This window comes from Telluria sp. RT2P19, assembly GCF_059685725.1.
On record NZ_JCASIL010000008.1, the window covers coordinates 1 to 20222 of the forward strand.

Consider the following 20222-nt stretch of genomic DNA (forward strand, 5'->3'; position numbering starts at 1 on the left):
CTGAGACACTCGAGAAACTGCCTACCTGCCCGAACAGCCGAATCGATTCGCTGCTGCCATTTCCGGACTCTACGCCGACCTGATTCCGCTGTGAAGGTGGGGCGGTTGGACGCTTACTCATGTCGCCGTAGATGTGCATGAAAACCCATCGCGTGGCTCGATCGATCGCGACGAACAGATAGCGACGCGAGGTTTCGTCAGGCATCTGGGGCAAGTATTTGATATCGATGTGAACGAAGCCTGGTTCGTAATCCTTGAACGTCTTTTTCGGCGCGATCGTTTCGCCTTCGGCCTTCGGGATGACATCTTCAAGACGTGACATGCCTTCCCGCTTCAGAAGACGGGCAAGACCGGAGCGAGAGACGTCAGGATTGATGTACTGCCTGGTGACGAAGAGAAGGTCATCCAATGGCAAATAAAGCGACTGGCGCAGTGCAAGCACGATTGCTTCCTGAGCTGCGCTTAGGGTGGTCTTGAGAACATGGGCACGGTGGGAACGGTCCTGTACATCATCACGCTTGAGCCACTTCTTGGCGGTAGCCCGGCTGACATTGAAGACCTTGGCCGCCTGGCGATCTGACAGGCCTGAGTCCTTGATCTCTTGACGAATTTTCGGTGTAGTACGGGCTTGAGGGTGAATACGTGAACTCATGCTGCACGCTGCTCCTGATGTTGTGACATGCCGGGATTGCTGAACCCAGCAATCAACTCGTTCAGCATAGCCTTTGCTCGGAACAAAGGCCAGCTACGACGAGGAATATGATCGCACGGCACTAAACATATAATCACTCGATCGAGAACTTGCAGGGTTTAATTGATGGACATTTTGGATATTTGGAACACATCGAAGATCAAGGACATTTAAGAATTTTGGAGATCATAAAAAACTCTTGGAATAAAGACATTAACGATTTGATCTTGTCGCTTGAAGTTTTTGTGGATTTTGTTTCGCCATCAAACAATTTCCATTATCAGGACACGTCTGGCAATAAAACGGTTTACAGGCCATCTGCGCTTGCTTTACCGGATCAGCTGCCCTTGTATTCTATTGTGGAACAGGAGCAATAGCCTCCTACCTCAATTAGCGTGACTTTGATCAGGCATTAGTCTGTCTTTGCATGCTGTGCAAGTGTTAGCAATTTCGTTACCAGGTGCTATCACCGGGTATTGTGCGTACACTAGGAGTGGCAAGTGGAATTTAAGGTTGATAGGTTAAACGCAAGCAGCCCAAGTGGCGGAATTGGTGCCGCGTTTCTGGTCGAGGATAAATGGGACGACTGGGGAAAGTACCGAACGCAATTTTATTTGCGCGTCTATGATGAAAAAGGTCTTCTGCACGACGTTGGGAGCGTGAAGATCGGCCATATTGGACTTTTGCCTGGCGGCAGTATTGCTGAAAATACTCGGGCACCTAAACTTCCTGATCAGTTTAAAGCTCTACCAGAGAACTACTTCTCATTAGGCCAGAACGAGACCTATTATGAGACACTTCAGACTCTGCCGGAAGAGATCTGTTTGGCTGTACTCACAGGCCTTCGAGATATGGCATACAACCTCGATATCTTCGCGGCTGTTCGCAATGAGTACGTCGTAGGGGAGTCGCTGCTTCGCGGCGACTCGGCTGCGAACGTCACTAATCGACTCCATCGACTTGCACGTGGGGATGCTACGCTGACCCCGTTTCAATTCCAATACGTTCGCCCTGAGGCTCGGCCAGGTATCTTACCTCCGCCACCAATGGATTTTGTGGTGACGCCGCACTCCACTCCGCCAACAAACGTTCATGCGCTAATTGGCCGGAATGGCGTCGGGAAGACGTATTTCATGCAGCATCTTGCAAAGGCGTTATTAAAAGGTGATCAGCGTGATGTCTCATCAGGAACGTTGGCGCCAATCGGCAACAATTCGCAAGACTGGACATTTGCCGGTCTAATCGTTGTGTCATTTAGCGCATTTGATGATTTCGATCTGCCGCCATCTCAAAAAAACGAAGTCACTGCCAATACCATTGGACTCCGGGTTAAAGACCCCCGAACGCAAGAGGTCCGGATAAAGAGCCCAGCTGATTTGGCAAAAGACTTTACAGACAGCTTCGCTTTTTGCAGAAAGGGATTGCGTGCCGCTCGCTGGTATGAGGCGGTCATGTCGCTGGCTAGCGACCCTGTTTTTGATGATGCTAACGCTGCCGACTTGCTGCACTACTCTGACTCCGATTGGGAAGCCAATGCGTTTGAGTTTTTCCACAGGCGGCTGAGTTCTGGGCACAAGATTGTACTGCTTACCATTACACGTCTCGTTGAGCTAGTCGATGAAAGAACTCTGGTTTTAATGGATGAGCCTGAAGGACATTTACATCCACCCCTGTTATCAGCATTTATTCGGAGCCTGTCTAACCTACTTGTACGGCGTAACGGCGTCGCCATCCTGGCGACACACTCCCCGGTGGTGCTTCAGGAGGTACCCATGTCATGCGCATGGATTCTTCAGAGGGCTGGGCATAACACTCTTGCTGAGCGTCCGGAAATCGAAACCTTTGGAGAAAATTTAGGCGTGCTGACGCGGCAAGTATTCGGTTTCGAGGTGACGACTGCTGGCTTCTACAAATTAATCGAAGAGGCCGTGCAGAACCCGTTTACCGATTACGATCAAATCATAGCGAATTTTGGTGGCAACATAGGGGCAGAAGGAAGGGCGATTGCGCGCGCGCTATTGGCTGCCCGCGATTCTAAGCTCATTTCATGAGAAAGCTAAATCCGCCAATGCACAGCCTCACCGCAATTGTAACCCTATGCGCGAACAGCATCAGGGACAAGGAATTGGCTGGCCGTCTGCAAGGTGCAATTGCTTCTCTGTCTGCGGCAGAGGCGCACTACAGAGCACTTGGTCACGCGTCTGAACTCTACACAATTCCACCAACAGCTACAGTCAACGGCCAGGTCAGCCGCGCGGAAATGGAAGCCCTCTATACCAAAACGTTCATGCGAAAGGGGGGACCAACTAGATCGATATACGATGCTATTCGAGCCGGCGCGCCTGGTGGCATCTGCCCACTCTGCAACCAACGACCCGTGTCGACTTTAGATCATCATTTGGCTAAATCAGAACATGCGACTCTAACCGTCACTCCGATTAACTTGGTCCCTGCGTGCAAGGACTGCAATACCGACTCTAGCGTGCGTAGGCCGGCAAGTAGGAGTGAACAAACCCTGCATCCGTATTTTGATTCGGTGGATGGTGAAATATGGCTTACTGCGCAAGTCGTGGAAGGCTCCCCACCGATCTTAGTCTTTTCGCCTACGCCTCCTGCCCATTGGCCTCCAGATTTGCAGGCGATGGTGAAAAACCACTTCGATGTATTTGGTTTGGCCGAGCTGTACGGGGTACACGCAGCGAGTGAACTGGTAAATATTTACTTTGACATTGTTTCGAATCCGCTCCCAACGGCACAATTGCAAGCCCACTTGCGTGAGCAAGCCTCTAATCGTCGAAGAGTGGTCCGGAATTCCTGGCAAGCGGCGTTATATCAGGCGCTATCTCAGTCTGATTGGTTCTGTGGAGGAGGTTACAAACAAGTCGCACACAGCCCCCTTCTAGGCCCAGTGCCAGGTGGGAATGTTGTCTAGGTCACAAATGTATAGCGCCTTCACTAAACTTCGATCGCCTCAAGAAATTGTCACTGCGTCTTCCAATGAGTCACGTTGGCGACCCAAATCCAGGTCCACTTCTGTGACCCACAAAACCCTTGGCATCGCGGATCCAACGAAAATACAAACGGGCTGTTGCGGCAGTGTTTTCCGAAGGGATTGGACCTGTCGACCTACTTGCAGGCTAAACTGAATGAGGTAGCAAGGCGGTTAAACGAGCGCCCCAGGAAGACGCTCGACTATGAAACACCGGCTCAACGATTTCATCAAATTGTTGCGTCGACCGGTTGAATCCGCAGCCAACGGCGGACGTAATCTTCATCGAGCCGCTACTGCTACTCGGACGGGTCATGATAAAATCGTTGCGGTTCGCAATGGTAGCGTTGGTTGCCATAGTATCGCTCGCTGTCGTGTATTTTTCAGTCAGGACTGCGACTGCCGGAGTACCATTTACGCTCAGCAATTCAGCGACTGAAGCGCTCCGGTGAGTCAATGTTCAGGTTACTGGTAGATCGTATGAGCTTGGCGAAATTCCTCCAGGAGGCAGCAAAACAGTCAAGCTCAACCTTACTTCTTAATCGCATATCAAGCTTCTGTTCCCAACTGGTCGCAGTCTTACCATCGATTGCTATTTCGAACCTGACTACCGTGGACGCATCAACGCAAGCGTAACCTCAATGGCCATTGTCACAGTTACAGGCGAAGCGAGTGTAGCAACCTTTTTCTAAGAAATTGAACGGCTGTTTCGGGTCCATGCTTTGTAAAAACGCGAGAAAAAAATCCTCCCAAAAAAAATCGACCTCTCCGAACGGCCGTTACGCGATTTTCTCGAGCTCGGGAGGGGCCAACCCTACCCAAGAAAATTTCAAGTTTTTGCGTTTTTACACAGCTTGGGTCGATAGCGGAAATACATGCCTGTAGTTTGGCAGCTAAGATAACGTCCGTGTTCCTAGACCGACTGATGCTATGGCCCAATCACTTCTCCCGGAAGACCTTTAGTCGATTGTAGCAACTCATCTCCCGACCCATCGCAGATCGCCGAAAAGCGGACGGCCATGTCTCAACGATCGCGCGACCTAATCAGGATTCTGTTTGTACTGAAGCCTGGGATACCGTGGGAATATTTACCGCGTGAACTCGGCTGCGGCGGTGGCATGACTTGTTGACGCCGGCTCCACGAATGGATGAGATATGACGTTGGGCAGCGCGTCCACGCGGCAATGCTCCGACGCCTGCACGAGCACGACCAAATCATGTGGGATCGAGCATACCGGCTGAAATCCGACCGATCGCGGCAAGCTCGGCTGCGAACATCATCTGCTAGTGGATCAACTTGGGCTGCTTCTGGTACCCCCGATTTCGTGTACCCAGTTGCACGATTCGCGTTTTCTTCCACTCGTTGAAGCCATCCCAGCGGTTAAAGGGCTTACCGGTCGTGCGCGTAAGCGTCCAGGTAAACTGCACGCCGATCGAGCGTACGCTTCACGCGCACATCTTGTTTAGTTGCGCCGACGAGGTATCGCAGCACGGATCGCGCGATACGACGTTGAGTCGCGTGAAAGGCTTGGCCGATGGCGCTGGGTCGTTGAGCGCACCTTAGGACGTAAGCACCTGTCTTCTCGCTGGCAACGCTTGAGATTCATGGCGCCACGTTCAACCGTATGGTGGCATGATACAATTATAGGTTTTTTTATGACAGCCTAGCTGGACTCGCAGTCATACGAACTTAAAGACAATCTAAATTTCTGTTGCTTGATTGAATCATGGCATTTTGGTAACCTCAATAGTGGCCGGACGTCTTTCTGCCGTTGAGGCATGTCGGTTCGCTTCTCAACGTCGTTGCACTTTGGTGTTCGTATTTTCGAATACACCAGGATTACCGGAGTTTTCCCATGGCCCGTTCTGACCAAATGAAAGCGCTGCTGAAGGCGCATGCTAGCAACGATAACGACCATTTCTATGCCGTTGCAATGCAAGTGGCTGCGGACGAAGCGCTACGCGGGCATGTCAGGTTGGCGGCTGAGTTACGCGACCTGATTGACCGTGCCAAGATCGAGGCGACACCGGCGGCTGGCAAACCGATACCCTTGGCGCAACCAAAAGGCGAACTTTCGGAGTTGCTGACGGTTCAGTACCCCCATGAGCACTTTAACCAGATGGTGCTGTCCGAGGGAGTCTCAGGAAAATTGCAGCGGGTGCTCAAGGAGCAGCGACATGGCGCGCAACTGAAGGCGCATGGCCTGAGCCCGCGACGCAAGCTTCTCCTCGTAGGTCCACCCGGCACCGGTAAAACGATGACGGCGGCGGTATTGGCTGGAGAGCTGAGACTTCCCCTGTTTACAGCCCGATTCGACAGCTTGATCACCAAGTTCATGGGAGAGAGCGCCGCTAAACTTCGCCTCGTTTTCGACGCCCTCAAGTCGACCAAGGGCGTGTATTTTTTCGACGAGTTCGATTCGCTTGGCCTGCAGCGAGGAAGCCAGCATGACGTCGCTGAGATGCGTAGAACGCTCAACATGTTCCTCCAGTTGATCGAGCAAGACGGGTCCGACAGCCTGATTGTCGCAGCCACCAACCACGCGAAAGATCTGGACGTTGCCCTGTTCCGCCGTTTTGACGACATCATTCGCTACGATGCGCCTGATGAACGCCAGATCGAGGCTCTGTTACGGAATAAGCTCGCTTTATACGCGCCAGATACATTCGATTATCGCGAACTGGCCAAATACGGCCAGGGTGAGTCGCATGCGGACATCGTTCGCGCGTGCCAGGACGCGGTAAAGGACGCTGTCATCGCTGGTGACGAGCAAATATCGTTCGATAACGTCGTTCTACATCTGCAGGAAAGAGCCTCCAGCAAACCATTGTGATATCCACAAGGAAACCTGTAGAATTCTCGAAGAGATAATTCAAAAGGCCTTGCATGGCAGAACAGAGTCTTCCGCATATTGTGATTAATGGATTCGTTCAATCACAGGATTTTCAGTCCCCGCTTTCCGTTCGACGGCAAACCGCGCCGCAGCGTGATCGGGAAGAGCACGGGCGCCAGTTGCTTGCCAAAGTCGCCGCCCTAGAAGTTCATGAGCAGGACCTGAATGCGCAACGAGCGGAACTCGAACTCCCGCAGCAAAGCGGCCTGACGATTGCCGTCGACATTGTTCCGAAAAATTCGATCGATTATAAAACCTTCGAATGGAAGAAAGATGGTGTGGAGCTGCTTTCGGTAGTAGAAGGCAGCGTTGCAGATACGGTCACGCTTTTCGTCCCGGACGGAAAGCTGACGGCACTTGCCACCCGCATCCAAGACTACCAGTCGAAGAATTATCGCGACACCGACAAGCCAGCCAATGCCAACCTGGTCAACGCCATCCACGATATCCGCCGCGCCGCGTTTTCCCAGCTCTGGACGGACACGCTGGCTATGCCCGCCGACGAGCCGACCTGGTGCCAGGTATGGTTGAGAAAGTCGAAGCTGTCATCCAGCGCCGTCAGGGACAGGTTCGCGGACCTGGCGGGGCGTCTTGGAATTGAGGTCGATCCGGGCTTCGTCACCTTCCCAGGAAGGGTCGTGGTGGCGGCCAAGGGCAACCGGCCGATGTTCGAGAACGCCCTGCAGCTGTTGGATCTGGTGGCTGAGGTACGCGCGGTGCCGCCGACCGCAGCGTTCTTCTTGGCCGACCTCTGTCCAGAAGAACAAGCCGGCTGGATTAAGGATTTGGCGGATCGCACCAAGCATGAGAGAGAGGACGACGGACCTTTCGTGACGCTCCTCGACACCGGCGTGAACAACGGCCATCCTCTGTTACGGCGGGCGCTGCATACGGACGACTGTCACGCTGTCGAGCCGACTTGGGGTGTATCTGATCACCATGGCCACGGCACTGGCATGGCCGGTCTTGCTCTTTATGGAGACCTGACCGAGCCGCTCGCCTCTGGCGAGCCGGTAACGATTCCGCACGGTCTCGAGTCGGTGAAAATCCTTCCACCAGAGGGCGAAAACCCTGTGCACCTGTATGGCGCGGTCACCGCCGTGGCAACCAACCGGGTCGAGATCCAGGCGCCCGGCAGAAGGCGGACTTTCGCTATGATGACCACCTCGTCCGGCGACATATTCGGTGCCCCGTCCGAATGGTCTGCGACGATCGACCAGCTCTCGTTCGGCAGGACGGCCCCCGAGATTGGCAGCGAGGACGACGACGAGCTGGAAGTTCGGAAGCAGCGTCTGTTCGTGCTATCCGCCGGGAATGTGCCGTGGCAAGAGTGGAGTCAATACCCACACGTGAACGCAGTGCGTACCGTCGAGAATCCGGCGCAATCCTGGAATGCAATCACCGTCGGCGCCATGACTGACCTGACGCATGTGGATGCGTCGACCTATCCCAACTACGTGGCAATTGCCGCAGCCGGCGCCTTGAGTCCCTCGTCAAGGACGTCCACGGCATGGAGCGGCGCGTGGCCCTACAAGCCGGACGTCGTTGCAGAAGGAGGGAACGGCTGTCTGGAGCACGGCTTGCACGTGTCGGTCGGGCCGGAATCCGTGCGCCTGCTCACGACGTCGCCAGACCCGGTCGACGAGCCATTGACAGAATCCGGCGACACCAGTGCGGCCGCGGCGGAAGTAGCTCGCCTGTGCGCCCATATCAGCGCCGTATATCCGTCCTACTGGCCCGAGACGATCCGAGCACTTGTCGTTCACGGTGCACGGTATACGCCCGCCATGCGGGGGCTCCTGCCCGTTAACGTGCGAAAGCAAGACAAGATTAACCTGCTGCGCACGTTTGGTTATGGCTTGGTCAGCGCGGAGAAGTCCCGATCATCTACCCGGCGCCGCGCGACCATGGTCATCGAACGGGAATTTTATCCCTATCGTCTCGATGGCTCCAACGTCAAGCTCGGACAGATGCAGCTACATGACCTGCCTTGGCCCAGGGACGAGCTGCTCGCACTCGATGGCGAAGTAGCGATGCGAGTGACGCTGTCGTATTTCGTCGAGCCGAATCCGGCACGGCGGGGCTGGCAAAGCAAGTTTCGCTATCAGTCCTACGCCTTGCGCTTTGCCGTGCGCGGCGCCACCGAATCCGAAGAGATGTTCCTCAAACGTATCAACAAGCTTGAACGTGACGAGGATGACACGGATACGCATGGGGATCCCGACAGTGAGAACTGGACAATGGGCGCGCAACTTCGCGCAAAGGGCTCAGTTCACTCGGATGTTTGGGTTGGCACCGCCGCGCAACTGGCGGCCAAATCCCAGATTGCGGTCATCCCCGTCGGTGGCTGGTGGAAGGACTGGAAGGAGGCTGGTCAGTTCAGGAAGACCGCGCGCTATGCCCTTGTCGTCTCGCTGGAGGTGTCGGAAAGCATCACGACGGCCGTCGACGTGTATACGCCGATTACGGTGAAAGCGACGATCGCGGTGCCAGCGCAAGTGACGACGATTGATATTGTCTCCTAAAATCACACATTTACCTAAGTGAATCAAGAATTCACGGTTCAAGCCAGCGGCCTAGGCCACAGGAAAACGCATGCTCCTTTCTACGGCAGAAGACCTTTCAAAGTTCGTTGATGAACTCAAGCGCGAGACCGACCGTGGGCTGCCTTTGGTGGCCGCCGCACTGATCGATGATCGTCTCACTGAGACACTGCGATCATTTTTCTGCGAATTGTCGAGCGCTGCAAAACTACTTGATGATGGAAGTTCACCACTCAGCAGCTTCTCGTCAAGAATCGAAGCGTGCCATGCACTGGGCCTTATCGACGAATTTGAATACACTGAGATCGGGCTCATTCGCAAGGTGCGGAACGAGTTTGCTCACCAGAAGCACGGTATGTCTTTCTCAAGTCCCCGCATCCAAGGCTTGTGCTCTACGCTTAAATCTGATCTACCCCAAGGCGCTGGTTTTCCTCTTCAAGATCCACGATTTCGTTTCACTAACGCAGTGGTTGTTCTCGCCTTGCGCCTTTATCATCGCCCTGAATGGGTGGCATTGGAACGTAGAAAGCCAAAGGCTTGGGTCGAAGAAAGTGCGACGAAGTGGCGTTCAGTCGAAGATGGCTTACCTCCGCCTGGAATGCCCGTTATCGTTATGGCGAAGCTTGGGAGCTAAAGGATGCCGTTGCGTTGCGAAGGTCCGAAATGGGTCGGTTCAGCTGTTCGTCACATTTCGTGATTTTCCGGCGTACTGACCAGCTATGCTGACGCAAACGGCCGAGATCGGCCAGAAATGAACATCGGCCAGTGGTTTGCGAATGGCAGCAATGACCGAGCTTGTCTTCCATGGGCTCTAAGAACTATAGCCTTTGTACCTTGTTCACTAATGATTGAGTCGGGCCGGAATAGCTGCACCCTGAGACGGATGCTGACCCGCCATGTGCAGGGCGCTCTAAGCTAAACTAACCTGCGACGCAACCATTCGGGTGTGGTTCTCTGGTGAGAGGAGAGCATGAAAGATGAAGTGCAATCAGGCTATAAGCCTGTACAGGACGATGTGCTGAAGACATTGGGCATTGCAGTAATCGCGGGACAGGGTGTTGAACGCCTGATGAGCACTTGCCTGACGTTCCCGTTGCACGGCGAGCCACTGCAGACTGTGGAACAGCTTCAGGCCCTACTTGAGCGACATTCAAAAGCCACTTTGGGGCAACTGCTCAAGGCGCTGCGGCAGCGGACGGATCTGCATCCCATCTTTGACGACCAGTTGGATCGCTTCCTCCAATATCGCAACGTCATCGCGCATCGGCTACATGACGTCCCAGGCGGTTTTGACCTACATTCCGATGAGGGACGGACAACGCTAAAAGCCTTCCTGCTCCAGTACATGGATGACGGTCAAAACGTCAGCATGGTATTGCTGGGCGTATTGCGGGCATGGGCGCGTCAAGAGGGCATTGATCTTTCCAGCGAGCACCATCTGAGCCAGCGAATGCAGGACCACCTTGACACCAGTGTCGTACCGAACTTGGAAGTCTTGATTAGGTCCAAAGAACTTGGCGCGAAGCCAAAAGTCTTAAATGCGGATTAACGTGTCTCACCTTTTCTGGTGGAACGGGCAGACTGGCAGCAACCGGCCTTTTCCGTTGAAAAAACTCCGGGCAAAAATGACGCCAATGGACTCGCTTCCAAAATTAGGGACAAACTACACCTTCTGAAACTGAGCCAGATTTTCACCTGTTTTGGCATAACGTTTTGTTAAGGATGTGAAATCGCTCAACTTCGTTCTTCGGCCATGGGCGCCTGTCAAAACTTCGATTGATAGAGAAAGAGCAATGCAAAAAAAAGCCCATATGGCCAAATCATGCACACATGGGCCGCTACATCAGGTAACCGTTTAACGCCGTTTATTCCGCCAAGGTTTGACGAACTTAGTTCTTAGTTGACAAACATAATTTGCGGTTGACCGACATAATTCAGTCTATTCAACAAATGCGCCGCCCTCGACAGATTTACTCGACCGTCACCGACTTCGCCAGATTGCGTGGCTTGTCCACATCAGTCCCGCGCGCCAGCGCCGTGTGATACGCCAGCAATTGCAGCGCCGCCACGTGCAGGATCGGCGACAGCAGGCCATAGTGTTCCGGCAGGCGAATCACGTGCAGCCCATCGCCCGAGGTAATCCGGGAATCGACGTCGGCAAACACATACAGCTGACCGCCGCGCGCACGTACTTCTTGCATATTCGATTTCAGCTTTTCCAGCAGCGCATCGTTCGGCGCGATCGTCACGACCGGCATCTCTTCGGTCACCAGCGCCAGCGGGCCGTGCTTCAGTTCGCCGGCCGGGTAGGCCTCGGCGTGGATGTACGAAATCTCCTTGAGCTTCAGCGCGCCTTCCAGGGCGATCGGGTAATGGATGCCGCGGCCCAGGAACAGGGCATTTTCTTTACGCGCGAATTCCTCGGCCCAGGCGATGATCTGCGGCTCGAGGGCCAGCACCGACGACAGCGCAACCGGCAGGTGGCGCATCATCTTGAGGTGTTCGCTTTCCTCGGCATCCGTCAGGCGGCCATTAACCTGAGCAAGGGTCAGCGTCAGCAGGAACAGGGCGGCCAGCTGGGTGGTGAACGCCTTGGTCGAGGCCACGCCGACTTCGACGCCGGCGCGGGTGATGTAGGCCAGCTGGCATTCGCGCACCATGGCGCTGGTCGAGACGTTGCAGATGGTCAGCGTATGTTCCATGCCGAGGCTGCGTGCGTGCTTGAGCGCGGCCAGGGTGTCGGCTGTTTCGCCGCTTTGCGAGATGGTCACCACCAGGGTGCTTGGCGCCGGCACGCTGTCGCGGTAGCGGTATTCGCTGGCGATCTCGACGTTGACAGGCACCTTGGCCACCGATTCGATCCAGTACTTGGCAGTGAGACCCGCGTAGTAGCTGGTGCCGCAGGCCAGGATCAGCACGCGGTCGATCTTCTTGAACACCGCATAGGCGCCGTCGCCGAACAGCTCGGGCATCACGCCGGTCACGCCTTCGAGGGTGTCGCCGATCACGCGCGGCTGCTCGAAGATTTCCTTCTGCATGTAGTGGCGGTATGGGCCGAGCTCGGCCGCCCCGGTATGGGCGTGCACGGTTTTCACTTCGCGCTCGACCGGGCGGCCGTCGACGTCGACGATCCAGTAACGGGCCAGCTGCAGGTCGACCACGTCGCCTTCTTCGAGGTAGATGATCTGGTCGGTGGTGCCGGCCAGCGCCATCGCGTCGGAGGCGACGAAGTTCTCGTCCTTGCCCACGCCGACGATCAGCGGCGAACCCTGGCGCGCGGCGATCACGCGGTGCGGTTCTTCGCGGCAAAACACGGCGATCGCGTAGGCGCCGTGCAGGCGCTTGACGGCTTGCTGCACGGTCTCGAACAGGTCGCCGGTGTACAGGTGGTCGACCAGGTGGGCGATGACCTCGGTGTCGGTCTGGCTCGTGAACTTGTAGCCCAGGCCAGTCAGTTCGGCGCGCAGTTCGTCGTGGTTTTCGATGATGCCGTTGTGGACAAGTGCGATGCGCGCGTTGTCTTCGGTGGGCGAGAAGTGGGGGTGGGCATTGTGCGACGCAGGGGCGCCGTGGGTAGCCCAGCGGGTGTGGGCGATGCCGGTGAAGCCGTCGAGGCTGGCTTCTTTGACTTGCGATTCGAGGTCGGCCACGCGCGACGTGGAGCGCGAGCGGGTCAGGCGGCCGTCCAGGTGGATGGCGACGCCGCAGGAGTCATAGCCCCGGTATTCGAGGCGTTTCAGGCCTTCGATCAGGACGGGGGTGATATTACGTTTGGCGACTGCACCGACGATACCGCACATGGCTAACCTCACTTGTGATTAAACTGATGAGTCTTATCGTAGAGCAATTACAATGAAATATGCTTTCAGTGCGCAACCGAATTTGTTAGATTATTTCATTTCGAGAAGAGAACGAAATATTGTTTCATATTGCAGTAAATATTTATAGAATATTTCATCATGATCAACGAATCATCAGCACTGGACGACCTCGATCGTCGCATCCTGAACATTCTGCAGACTGACGCATCGCATACGAACGCCGAACTGGCGGCGCTGGTGCACGTCTCGCCACCTACCTGCCTGCGGCGTGTAAAACAGCTGACCGAGAATGGCGTCATCGAGCGCCAGGTGGCGATCGTGGCGCCCGACAAGGTCGGCAGCCGGCTGTCGGCCATCGTCGAGATCACGCTCGACGTGCAGGCTGCCGAGCGCATGGAAGCGTTTGAAAAGCTGGCCGCCAAGGAAGCGGCGGTGCTGCAGTGCTACCGGGTGTCGCCGGGGCCGGACTTCGTGCTGATCGTGCAGATCGCCGACATGCCGGCCTACCACGAACTCGCACACCGGCTATTCACGGCGCACGCGAACGTGCGCAATGTAAAAGCCTATTTCTCGACCCACCGCAGCAAATTCGACACCCGGGTAGACGTCTGAATTGCCGGCCCGGGCCTGTGGATAATATTGTGGGAAACCAAGTGAATGAACTGGGGGTAACCATGGGATGACCCTGTGTTTATCTTGTTCATTTCCTGTTATTACCCTGTCGATAGCCGGTGGATTACTTCTTCGCTTTCACCGGGCGGGTCCATCCTTCGACGGTCAATTGCTTGGGCCGCGAGATGGTCAGCTTGCCGGCCGGCGCATCCTTCGTCAGCGTGGTGCCGGCGCCAATGGTCGCGCCCTTGCCGATCGTGACCGGCGCCACCAGCTGGCTGTCGCTGCCCACGAACACCTCGTCCTCGATCACGGTACGGAACTTGTTCGCGCCGTCGTAGTTGCAGGTGATGACGCCCGCGCCGACGTTCACGCGCGAGCCGATCGTGGCGTCGCCGATATAGGCCAAATGGTTGGCCTTGCTGTGCGCGGCGACGGTGCTGTTCTTGACCTCGACGAAGTTACCCACATGAACGTCTTCGCCCAGCTCGGTACCGGGACGCAGGCGCGCATAGGGTCCGATTTGCGAGGCAGCACCGATCGTGGCGTCTTCGATATGGCAGAACGGCTTGATATTGGCGCCAGCGCCGACCGTGGCGCCCACCAGCACGCAGTTGGCGCCAACTTTAACGCCATCAGCCAGTTCGACACGGCCCTCGAACACGCAGCCGACGTCGATGACGACATCGCGGCCGCAAATGAGTTCGCCGCGCACGTCGATGCGCGCCGGATCCATCAAGGTCACGCCTTTTTCCAGCAGGGCGTGGGCGATATTCAGTTGATGACGGCGCTCGAGCTCGGCCAGCTGCACCTTGCTGTTGACGCCCGCCACTTCCCATTCGCCCGACGGTTGCGCCGACACGACCGGCACGCCGTCCGCGACGGCCTGGGCCACGATATCGGTCAGGTAGTACTCGCCCTGGGCATTGTTGTTGGACAGCGCCGCCAGCCACTTCTTGAGGTGGCGGGTCGGGATCGCCATGATGCCGCTGTTGATCTCGCGGATCGCGCGCTCGGCCTCGCTGGCATCCTTTTCTTCGACGATGCGCACGATATTGCCGTTTTCGCGCACGATGCGGCCCAGGCCGAAGGGGTTGGCCTGCTCGACAGTCAGGATGCCCAGCTTGTCGTTCCCGGCTGCCTCGACCAAGCGGCGCAGGGTATCGGCCGTGGTCAGCGGCACGTCGCCGTACAGCACCAGGGTGGCGTCCGCATCATCGAGTTGCGGCACCGCCTGCATCACCGCGTGGCCAGTGCCGAGCTGCGGCTGCTGCAGCGCCGTGTCGATCGCGGTACCGGTCTGTTGCGCCAGCGCGGACACCATCTCGGGCACCGCTGCGCCGCCGTGGCCGTAAATCACACATAATTTCTTTGGACTCAAGCTACGGGCCGCGTCGATAACGTGGCGCAACAGGGGCTTACCAGCCAGTGGATGCAGAACTTTCGGCAGTGCAGATTGCATGCGTTTGCCCATGCCGGCGGCGAGGATCACAACGTTCATAAGCCGTTCTCAAAAAGTTGAATATATGAAAAATTTTAGCATGCGAGATACTTTGTTCCGGCGCACCTTTGCGCTGTTGGCCATCGCCTTGATGGTCCTGGCCGCCGGGTGCAGCACCATTCGCTTTTCGTACAACCAGGGCGACACCTTACTGTACTGGTGGTTGAACTCCTATGTCGACCTCGAAGGACAGCAGGCCGACATCGCCAAACGCGACATCAATGGCTTGTTCCAGTGGCACCGCCAGACGCAGTTGCGCGATTATGCCGCCTTGCTCGGCACTTTCCAGCGCCAGGTAGCCGGCAACCCCAGCCAGGCCGACTTGCTGGGCGCCTACCGCGAGATCCGCGTGCGCGGCGAACGCCTGGCGCAGCGTGCGGTACCCGAGGTGACCACGCTGGCGATGTCCATCACGCCTGGGCAGATCAGCAATATCGAAAAGAAATTCAAGGACAAAAACGACGAATACCGCCGCAAGTTCATGAGCGGCAGCGTCGAGAAGCGCCAGCGCGCGCGCTTCAAGAAGTCGATGGAGCAGATGGAATTGTGGTTCGGCCGCTTCAGCAGCGAACAGGAGGCGACCCTGCGCCGCGCCTCCGACCTGCGTCCGCTCGACAACCAGCAGTGGCTCGAGGAGCGCCAGTACCGCCAGCGCCGTATCCTGACGCTGCTGCAAGAGGTGCAGCAGAAAAAGCTCAACCGCGAACAGACCACGGCCAAGGTGCAGGCCCTGATGCGCGAGCTGTTCACACGCATGGAGTCGCCCGAACGCAAGGCCTTCTATGACGCCAGCATCGACCACACCACCAAATACATCCTGACCGCGCTCAAGATCGCGACGCCCCAGCAGAAGGCGCATGCACAGCAGCGCATGCAGGGCTGGATCAACGATTTCGAGGCGCTGGCGGCCGGTAAATAAGCAGGGCAGGGCGGCCCCGGCAAGCGCGCAAACCTGCATGCTATAGTGCCGCCCATGCAAAGAAAGTCCACCAAATCAAGGCCGCAAGCCGCCAAGCCCCATGGCGCGCCGCGCATGGCCCAGCACCAGGTCCGCATCATTGGCGGCGCCTGGAAACGCACCTTGTTGCCAGTGGTCGACGCCCTCGGCCTGCGTCCAACCCCTGACCGCGTACGCGAAACCGTCTTCAACTGGATCAACCACCAGCTCGGCGGCGACTGGGACGAGGCCAGTTTCCTGGACCTGTACGCCGGTTCGGGCGTGCTCGGCTTCGAAGCAGCCAGCCGCGGCGCAGCGGTGGTCACCATGGTCGACAACCACGGTCCGGCCGTGCGTCAGCTGGAAGCCAACCGCGACAAGCTCAAGGCGACCAACATCACCATCCTGCGCGCCGACGCCTTGACGCTGGCGCGCGACATGGCCACGCGCGGCCAGCGCTTCGACGTGATCTTCCTCGATCCGCCTTATCAGCAGGACTTGCTGGCCAAGACCCTGCCGCTGTGCACGGCGCTGCTGGCGGAAGGCGGCATGGTGTATGCGGAAGCCGAGGCGCCGTTGCCGACCGAAGGCGACGATGTGCCGGAATGGCTGCTCGGCTGGGAAGCGGTACGCGCCGACAAGGCGGGCATGGTGTATTTCCATTTGCTGAAGCTGCAAGAAAAGACCATTTAGGTCCCGCCAGTGCGGTAGAAACTGCACAACCATTGGGCAAAACCCGCCCCCGCATGGGGCGGATGCCGTGTTTTCAGGCATAATGCGCGTTCCAACAGGGTGTCATATTTCAGGGAGCCGCAATGGTTGTAGCCGTTTATCCAGGTACGTTCGATCCGCTGACCCGCGGCCACGAGGATTTGGTACGTCGCGCATCCGGCCTGTTCGACCGACTGGTGGTCGGCGTCGCCGACAGCCGCAACAAGCGTCCGTTCTTCACGCTCGAGGAACGCCTGGATATTGCCAACGAAGTGCTTGGCCATTACCCCAATGTGCAGGTAGAGAGCTTTTCGGGCCTGCTCAAGGACTTCGTGCGCAAGCATGACGCCCGTGTCATCGTGCGCGGTCTGCGCGCGGTATCCGATTTCGAATACGAGTTCCAGATGGCGGGCATGAACCGCTACCTGCTGCCGGATGTCGAAACCATGTTCCTGACCCCGTCCGACCAATACCAGTTCATCTCGGGCACCATCGTGCGTGAGATCGCGATGCTGGGCGGCGACGTCTCCAAATTCGTTTTCCCATCGGTCGACCGCTGGCTGCAGCAAAAGATCGCCAGCATGGCGCAAACACCGAAGGCCTGATCTACTGGACCTACCATGGCTTTACTGATTACCGACGACTGCATCAACTGCGACGTCTGCGAACCTGAATGCCCGAACGATGCGATTTCGATGGGCGAAGAGTATTACCAGATCGATCCGCACAAATGCACCGAGTGCGTCGGACATTTCGATGAGCCGCAATGTGTGCAGCTGTGCCCGGTTGCCTGCATACCGCTCAATCCGGAATGGCGCGAGTCGCGCGAAGAACTCCTCATCAAGTACCAACGATTGACGGCCGATAAAGCCGTCGCCTGACCCTCCCAGCCGGCATTCTCGCCGGCTTTTTTATTTCCCTGCTCGGTTTCCCTGCCCTGTTTTCCTCGCCACGTACCGGCTCGCTCGGCATGCGGTCACCACGCACGCCGGCCCTCGCTCCTTCCCCTCGTCCAGACTGGTTTTCATACTTTCGCGCTTTTCGGTCGACTTTTTTCCTTCGGCTCGACTATTACCATAAGTAATATTTTTAATTAGTCGAAACGTAAATTATGTGAACTTCGTTCTTCATGCAGCCAATATTGATATATATAATAAGAAAATCCGGTATTTATCGATATTTTGGATTCCCCTTTCATCCGTTTGCCAGATGACGGATATGCACTCAATTTTTTCTCTTTATGTATCCAAGTTCACTCATTATGACGTTAATTTTCAATATAACGATTTTTTTAAATCTCGTCTTTTTTGACTCTTTGTGAACTTTGTTAAATAAGACGGCCGAGAAAACCTCGGTAACGCGAAGTCACCAGGCATGACGACACAACCGGGCGGTTTCCAGCCCGGAAGTACCGTACGGCCCTCGCAGGCTACGAAAGGGGGACGAAAAAAAACGCGGCGTCCGTTTCCGGAGGCCGCGTCAGGGGAGAAGTTCGGGAATAATCAGTGGCGGATGCCCATCGCGCGCACTTCGGCGGCGTCGACCGGGTCCAGGCTGGCCAGCTTGCGCTTGAGCGACAGCGCTTCGTCCAGGGCGCGGCGTGCAGCCATTTCGGCCTTGCTGCGGCGTGGGCGCACGGTCAGGTACAGGGCGCGGCCGATGCCGACCAGGAGCGGGCGGAAAAACAGGACGAAACCCGCCAGCAGGGCAAGGTAGACGGTAGTGCTGAACACCTGGGCGTAAGGCAGGGCGGCAGTGGCTTGGGCTAAGGCGGCGGTGGAAGACATGATAGGCTCGTTCTGTTATTGTTGAGAACTATAGTGCGTCGCAACATATAAATCTAATTCCGTTCGCTGATGGTGCTTATACTGTTTGTGAATGATTTGATGTACACTTGTATTCACAACAGTTTTCTCCTGAAATCCCATGAGCTTTCTGACGCTTGACCTGAACTTGCTGCGCGTATTCGATGCGGTGATGACCGAGCAGAACCTGACCCGCGCCGCCGGCCACCTGGCCATGACCCAGCCTGCAGTGTCGAACGCCATCAAGCGTTTGCGAGAAAGCCTGGGCGACGAGCTCTTGATCCGCACTGCCTACGGCGTGAAGCCGACACCGCGCGCCGAGGCGCTGTGGCCGGCCGTGCGCCAGGCCCTGGCCGCGCTGGAAGCGGCGGTGATGCCCGAAACCTTCGACGTCTCCAAGGCGCAAGCCACCTTCCGCATGGCGATGGCCGATGCGACCGCGGCGCTGTGGCTGCCGTCGCTGATGCGCTCGATCGAGCGCGAGGCCCCGGGCGTGAACATCCGCATGGTGCCGCTGACTACGCGCGAACCGCGTCCGATGCTGCTGCGTGGCGACATCGACCTGGCGGTCGGCTTCTTTCCTGGAGTTGCCGCCCAGCTCTCGTACGAGACCGGTTCGCCGATCCGCCACGAGCGCCTGTATTCGGGGGTCTATGTGTGCGTGATGCGCAAGGACCACCCGCTGGCCAAGGAAAAGCTCGACCTCGACACTTATTGCAAGGCGAACCACCTCCTGGTGAGCTTCTCGGGCCGCGCCCATGGCCTGGTCGACGAAGCGCTGGCCCAGCTCGGGCGCGAACGCCGCATCCTGCTAACGGTGAACCAGTTCTTTACGGCGGGCAGGGTAGTGGCCAACTCCGACCTGATCACCGTGCTGCCGAAGCACTTGATGGTCTCGACCGGCATGACCGATGTGCTGATCTGGAAAGAACTGCCACTGCAATTGCCGGCGGTCCACCTCGATATGCTGTGGCACGAACGCGATGGCCGCAGCCCGGCCCACCGCTGGCTGCGCAAGAACCTGGAATCGATGGCCGAAAGTGCATCCAAGACGGGTGTGCGCAAGATCGTCTGACAGCGCCAGCAAATCAAAATGTTTCACGTGAAACAAAAGGCCAGGCAAACATGCCTGGCCTTTTTCATGTCGAAACGCTGTGTCGTACTCAGCGAATCGGCAGCTTGGTCGTATTCTTGACTTCTTCCATCACGGCGTAGGTGTGCGTTTCACGCACGCCTTTTTGCAGCAGCGTCTTGCCCAGGAACTCGCGATAGGCAGCCATGTCCTTCACGCGCGCCTTGACCAGGTAGTCGAAGCCGCCAGCCACCATATGGCATTCCAGCACCTCGGGAATCATTTGCACGCTCTGTTTGAACGCATCGAAGACCTCGGGAGTGGTACGATCGAGCACCACCTCGATAAAGACCAGCAGCGACACATCGAGCAACTGCGGGTTGAGCTGGGCCGTGTAGCCCATGATATAGCCCGATTCGTGCAGCTTGCGCACACGCTCGAGGCAAGCCGCCGGCGACAGGTTCACGCGCGCCGCCAGTTCCACGTTACTGATGCGGCCGTCATTCTGTAGCTCCGCGAGGATCTTCTTGCTGATCTTGTCCAACATCGGGTGTCTCCCGTAAATATTATTCGGTCAGATTGTCGCATCAAAAACTATCTATTGCTAGTCTGGTTTAAAAACAGAATAAATCCAGAAGAAATCCTT

16 protein-coding genes and 1 pseudogene are annotated in these 20222 nt (G+C 56.7%); 12 read left to right on the forward strand and 5 right to left on the reverse strand.

Annotated elements, in window-relative coordinates; all coding sequences use genetic code 11:
- A partial coding sequence (locus tag AC56KW_RS11715) for a transposase family protein (protein WP_497170911.1) occupies positions 1–652 on the reverse strand: 652 nt, incomplete at its 3' end.
- 539 nt (positions 653–1191) lie between these two features.
- Between AC56KW_RS11715 and AC56KW_RS11720 the strand changes: the two genes are divergently transcribed.
- The 6 genes and pseudogenes from AC56KW_RS11720 to AC56KW_RS11745 all read left to right on the forward strand — a co-directional run bounded on the left by AC56KW_RS11720 (position 1192) and on the right by AC56KW_RS11745 (position 10666).
- Positions 1192–2742, forward strand: coding sequence for an AAA family ATPase (locus AC56KW_RS11720; RefSeq protein ID WP_497170912.1), 1551 nt, complete (start codon positions 1192–1194; stop codon positions 2740–2742).
- Between the two features lie 953 nt (positions 2743–3695).
- Positions 3696–3935 (forward strand): annotated as a pseudogene (locus AC56KW_RS11725) (IS30 family transposase); the annotation flags it as partial.
- A gap of 1601 nt (positions 3936–5536) precedes the next feature.
- A complete protein-coding gene (locus tag AC56KW_RS11730) occupies positions 5537–6514 on the forward strand; it encodes an AAA family ATPase (protein WP_497170913.1) in 978 nt (325 codons plus the stop codon).
- A 53-nt stretch (positions 6515–6567) separates the two neighbouring features.
- Positions 6568–9099: a S8 family peptidase gene (locus tag AC56KW_RS11735; RefSeq protein WP_497170914.1), complete on the forward strand. Its 2532-nt coding sequence runs from the start codon at positions 6568–6570 to the stop codon at positions 9097–9099.
- Positions 9100–9169: 70 nt separating this feature from the next.
- Complete coding sequence (locus tag AC56KW_RS11740) at positions 9170–9751, forward strand: MltR family transcriptional regulator (RefSeq protein WP_497170915.1); 582 nt, start codon at positions 9170–9172, stop codon at positions 9749–9751.
- 336 nt (positions 9752–10087) lie between these two features.
- The gene (locus tag AC56KW_RS11745; RefSeq protein WP_497170916.1) at positions 10088–10666 is read left to right on the forward strand and encodes a hypothetical protein; all 579 of its coding nucleotides are present in this window, start codon (positions 10088–10090) and stop codon (positions 10664–10666) included.
- Positions 10667–11087: 421 nt separating this feature from the next.
- Here AC56KW_RS11745 and glmS read toward each other — a convergent pair whose 3' ends face one another.
- A complete protein-coding gene (gene glmS / locus AC56KW_RS11750) occupies positions 11088–12917 on the reverse strand; it encodes a glutamine--fructose-6-phosphate transaminase (isomerizing) (RefSeq protein ID WP_497170917.1) in 1830 nt (609 codons plus the stop codon).
- A 159-nt stretch (positions 12918–13076) separates the two neighbouring features.
- Here glmS and AC56KW_RS11755 point away from each other — a divergent pair, with 159 nt between their 5' ends.
- Entirely contained in the window at positions 13077–13550 is a 474-nt protein-coding gene (locus AC56KW_RS11755; protein ID WP_497170918.1) for an Lrp/AsnC family transcriptional regulator, read from the forward strand.
- Positions 13551–13674: 124 nt separating this feature from the next.
- On the opposite strand, the gene glmU is transcribed toward AC56KW_RS11755, so the two are convergent.
- Entirely contained in the window at positions 13675–15051 is a 1377-nt protein-coding gene (gene glmU / locus AC56KW_RS11760; RefSeq protein WP_497170919.1) for a bifunctional UDP-N-acetylglucosamine diphosphorylase/glucosamine-1-phosphate N-acetyltransferase GlmU, read from the reverse strand.
- Between the two features lie 40 nt (positions 15052–15091).
- Between glmU and AC56KW_RS11765 the strand changes: the two genes are divergently transcribed.
- The 4 genes from AC56KW_RS11765 (at position 15092) to AC56KW_RS11780 (ending at position 17580) form a co-directional block, all read left to right on the forward strand.
- A complete protein-coding gene (locus tag AC56KW_RS11765; RefSeq protein WP_497170920.1) occupies positions 15092–15970 on the forward strand; it encodes a DUF6279 family lipoprotein in 879 nt (292 codons plus the stop codon).
- A 54-nt stretch (positions 15971–16024) separates the two neighbouring features.
- Positions 16025–16681, forward strand: a complete 657-nt coding sequence (gene rsmD, locus AC56KW_RS11770; RefSeq protein ID WP_497170921.1) for a 16S rRNA (guanine(966)-N(2))-methyltransferase RsmD — start codon at positions 16025–16027, stop codon at positions 16679–16681.
- Between the two features lie 122 nt (positions 16682–16803).
- Positions 16804–17304, forward strand: a complete 501-nt coding sequence (coaD, locus tag AC56KW_RS11775; protein WP_109345716.1) for a pantetheine-phosphate adenylyltransferase — start codon at positions 16804–16806, stop codon at positions 17302–17304.
- A 15-nt stretch (positions 17305–17319) separates the two neighbouring features.
- Positions 17320–17580, forward strand: a complete 261-nt coding sequence (locus AC56KW_RS11780) for a YfhL family 4Fe-4S dicluster ferredoxin (RefSeq protein WP_497170922.1) — start codon at positions 17320–17322, stop codon at positions 17578–17580.
- Between the two features lie 621 nt (positions 17581–18201).
- On the opposite strand, the gene AC56KW_RS11785 is transcribed toward AC56KW_RS11780, so the two are convergent.
- Positions 18202–18486, reverse strand: coding sequence for a hypothetical protein (locus tag AC56KW_RS11785; RefSeq protein WP_497170923.1), 285 nt, complete (start codon positions 18484–18486; stop codon positions 18202–18204).
- A 139-nt stretch (positions 18487–18625) separates the two neighbouring features.
- Here AC56KW_RS11785 and AC56KW_RS11790 point away from each other — a divergent pair, with 139 nt between their 5' ends.
- Positions 18626–19579 carry a LysR family transcriptional regulator gene (locus tag AC56KW_RS11790; protein WP_497170924.1) on the forward strand — a complete coding sequence of 318 codons (954 nt, stop codon included), beginning with the start codon at positions 18626–18628 and terminating at the stop codon, positions 19577–19579.
- Between the two features lie 88 nt (positions 19580–19667).
- Here the strand turns inward: AC56KW_RS11790 and AC56KW_RS11795 are convergent, their stop codons facing one another.
- Positions 19668–20123 carry an Lrp/AsnC ligand binding domain-containing protein gene (locus AC56KW_RS11795; RefSeq protein WP_005664065.1) on the reverse strand — a complete coding sequence of 152 codons (456 nt, stop codon included), beginning with the start codon at positions 20121–20123 and terminating at the stop codon, positions 19668–19670.
- Between the last annotated feature and the right edge of the window lie 99 nt (positions 20124–20222).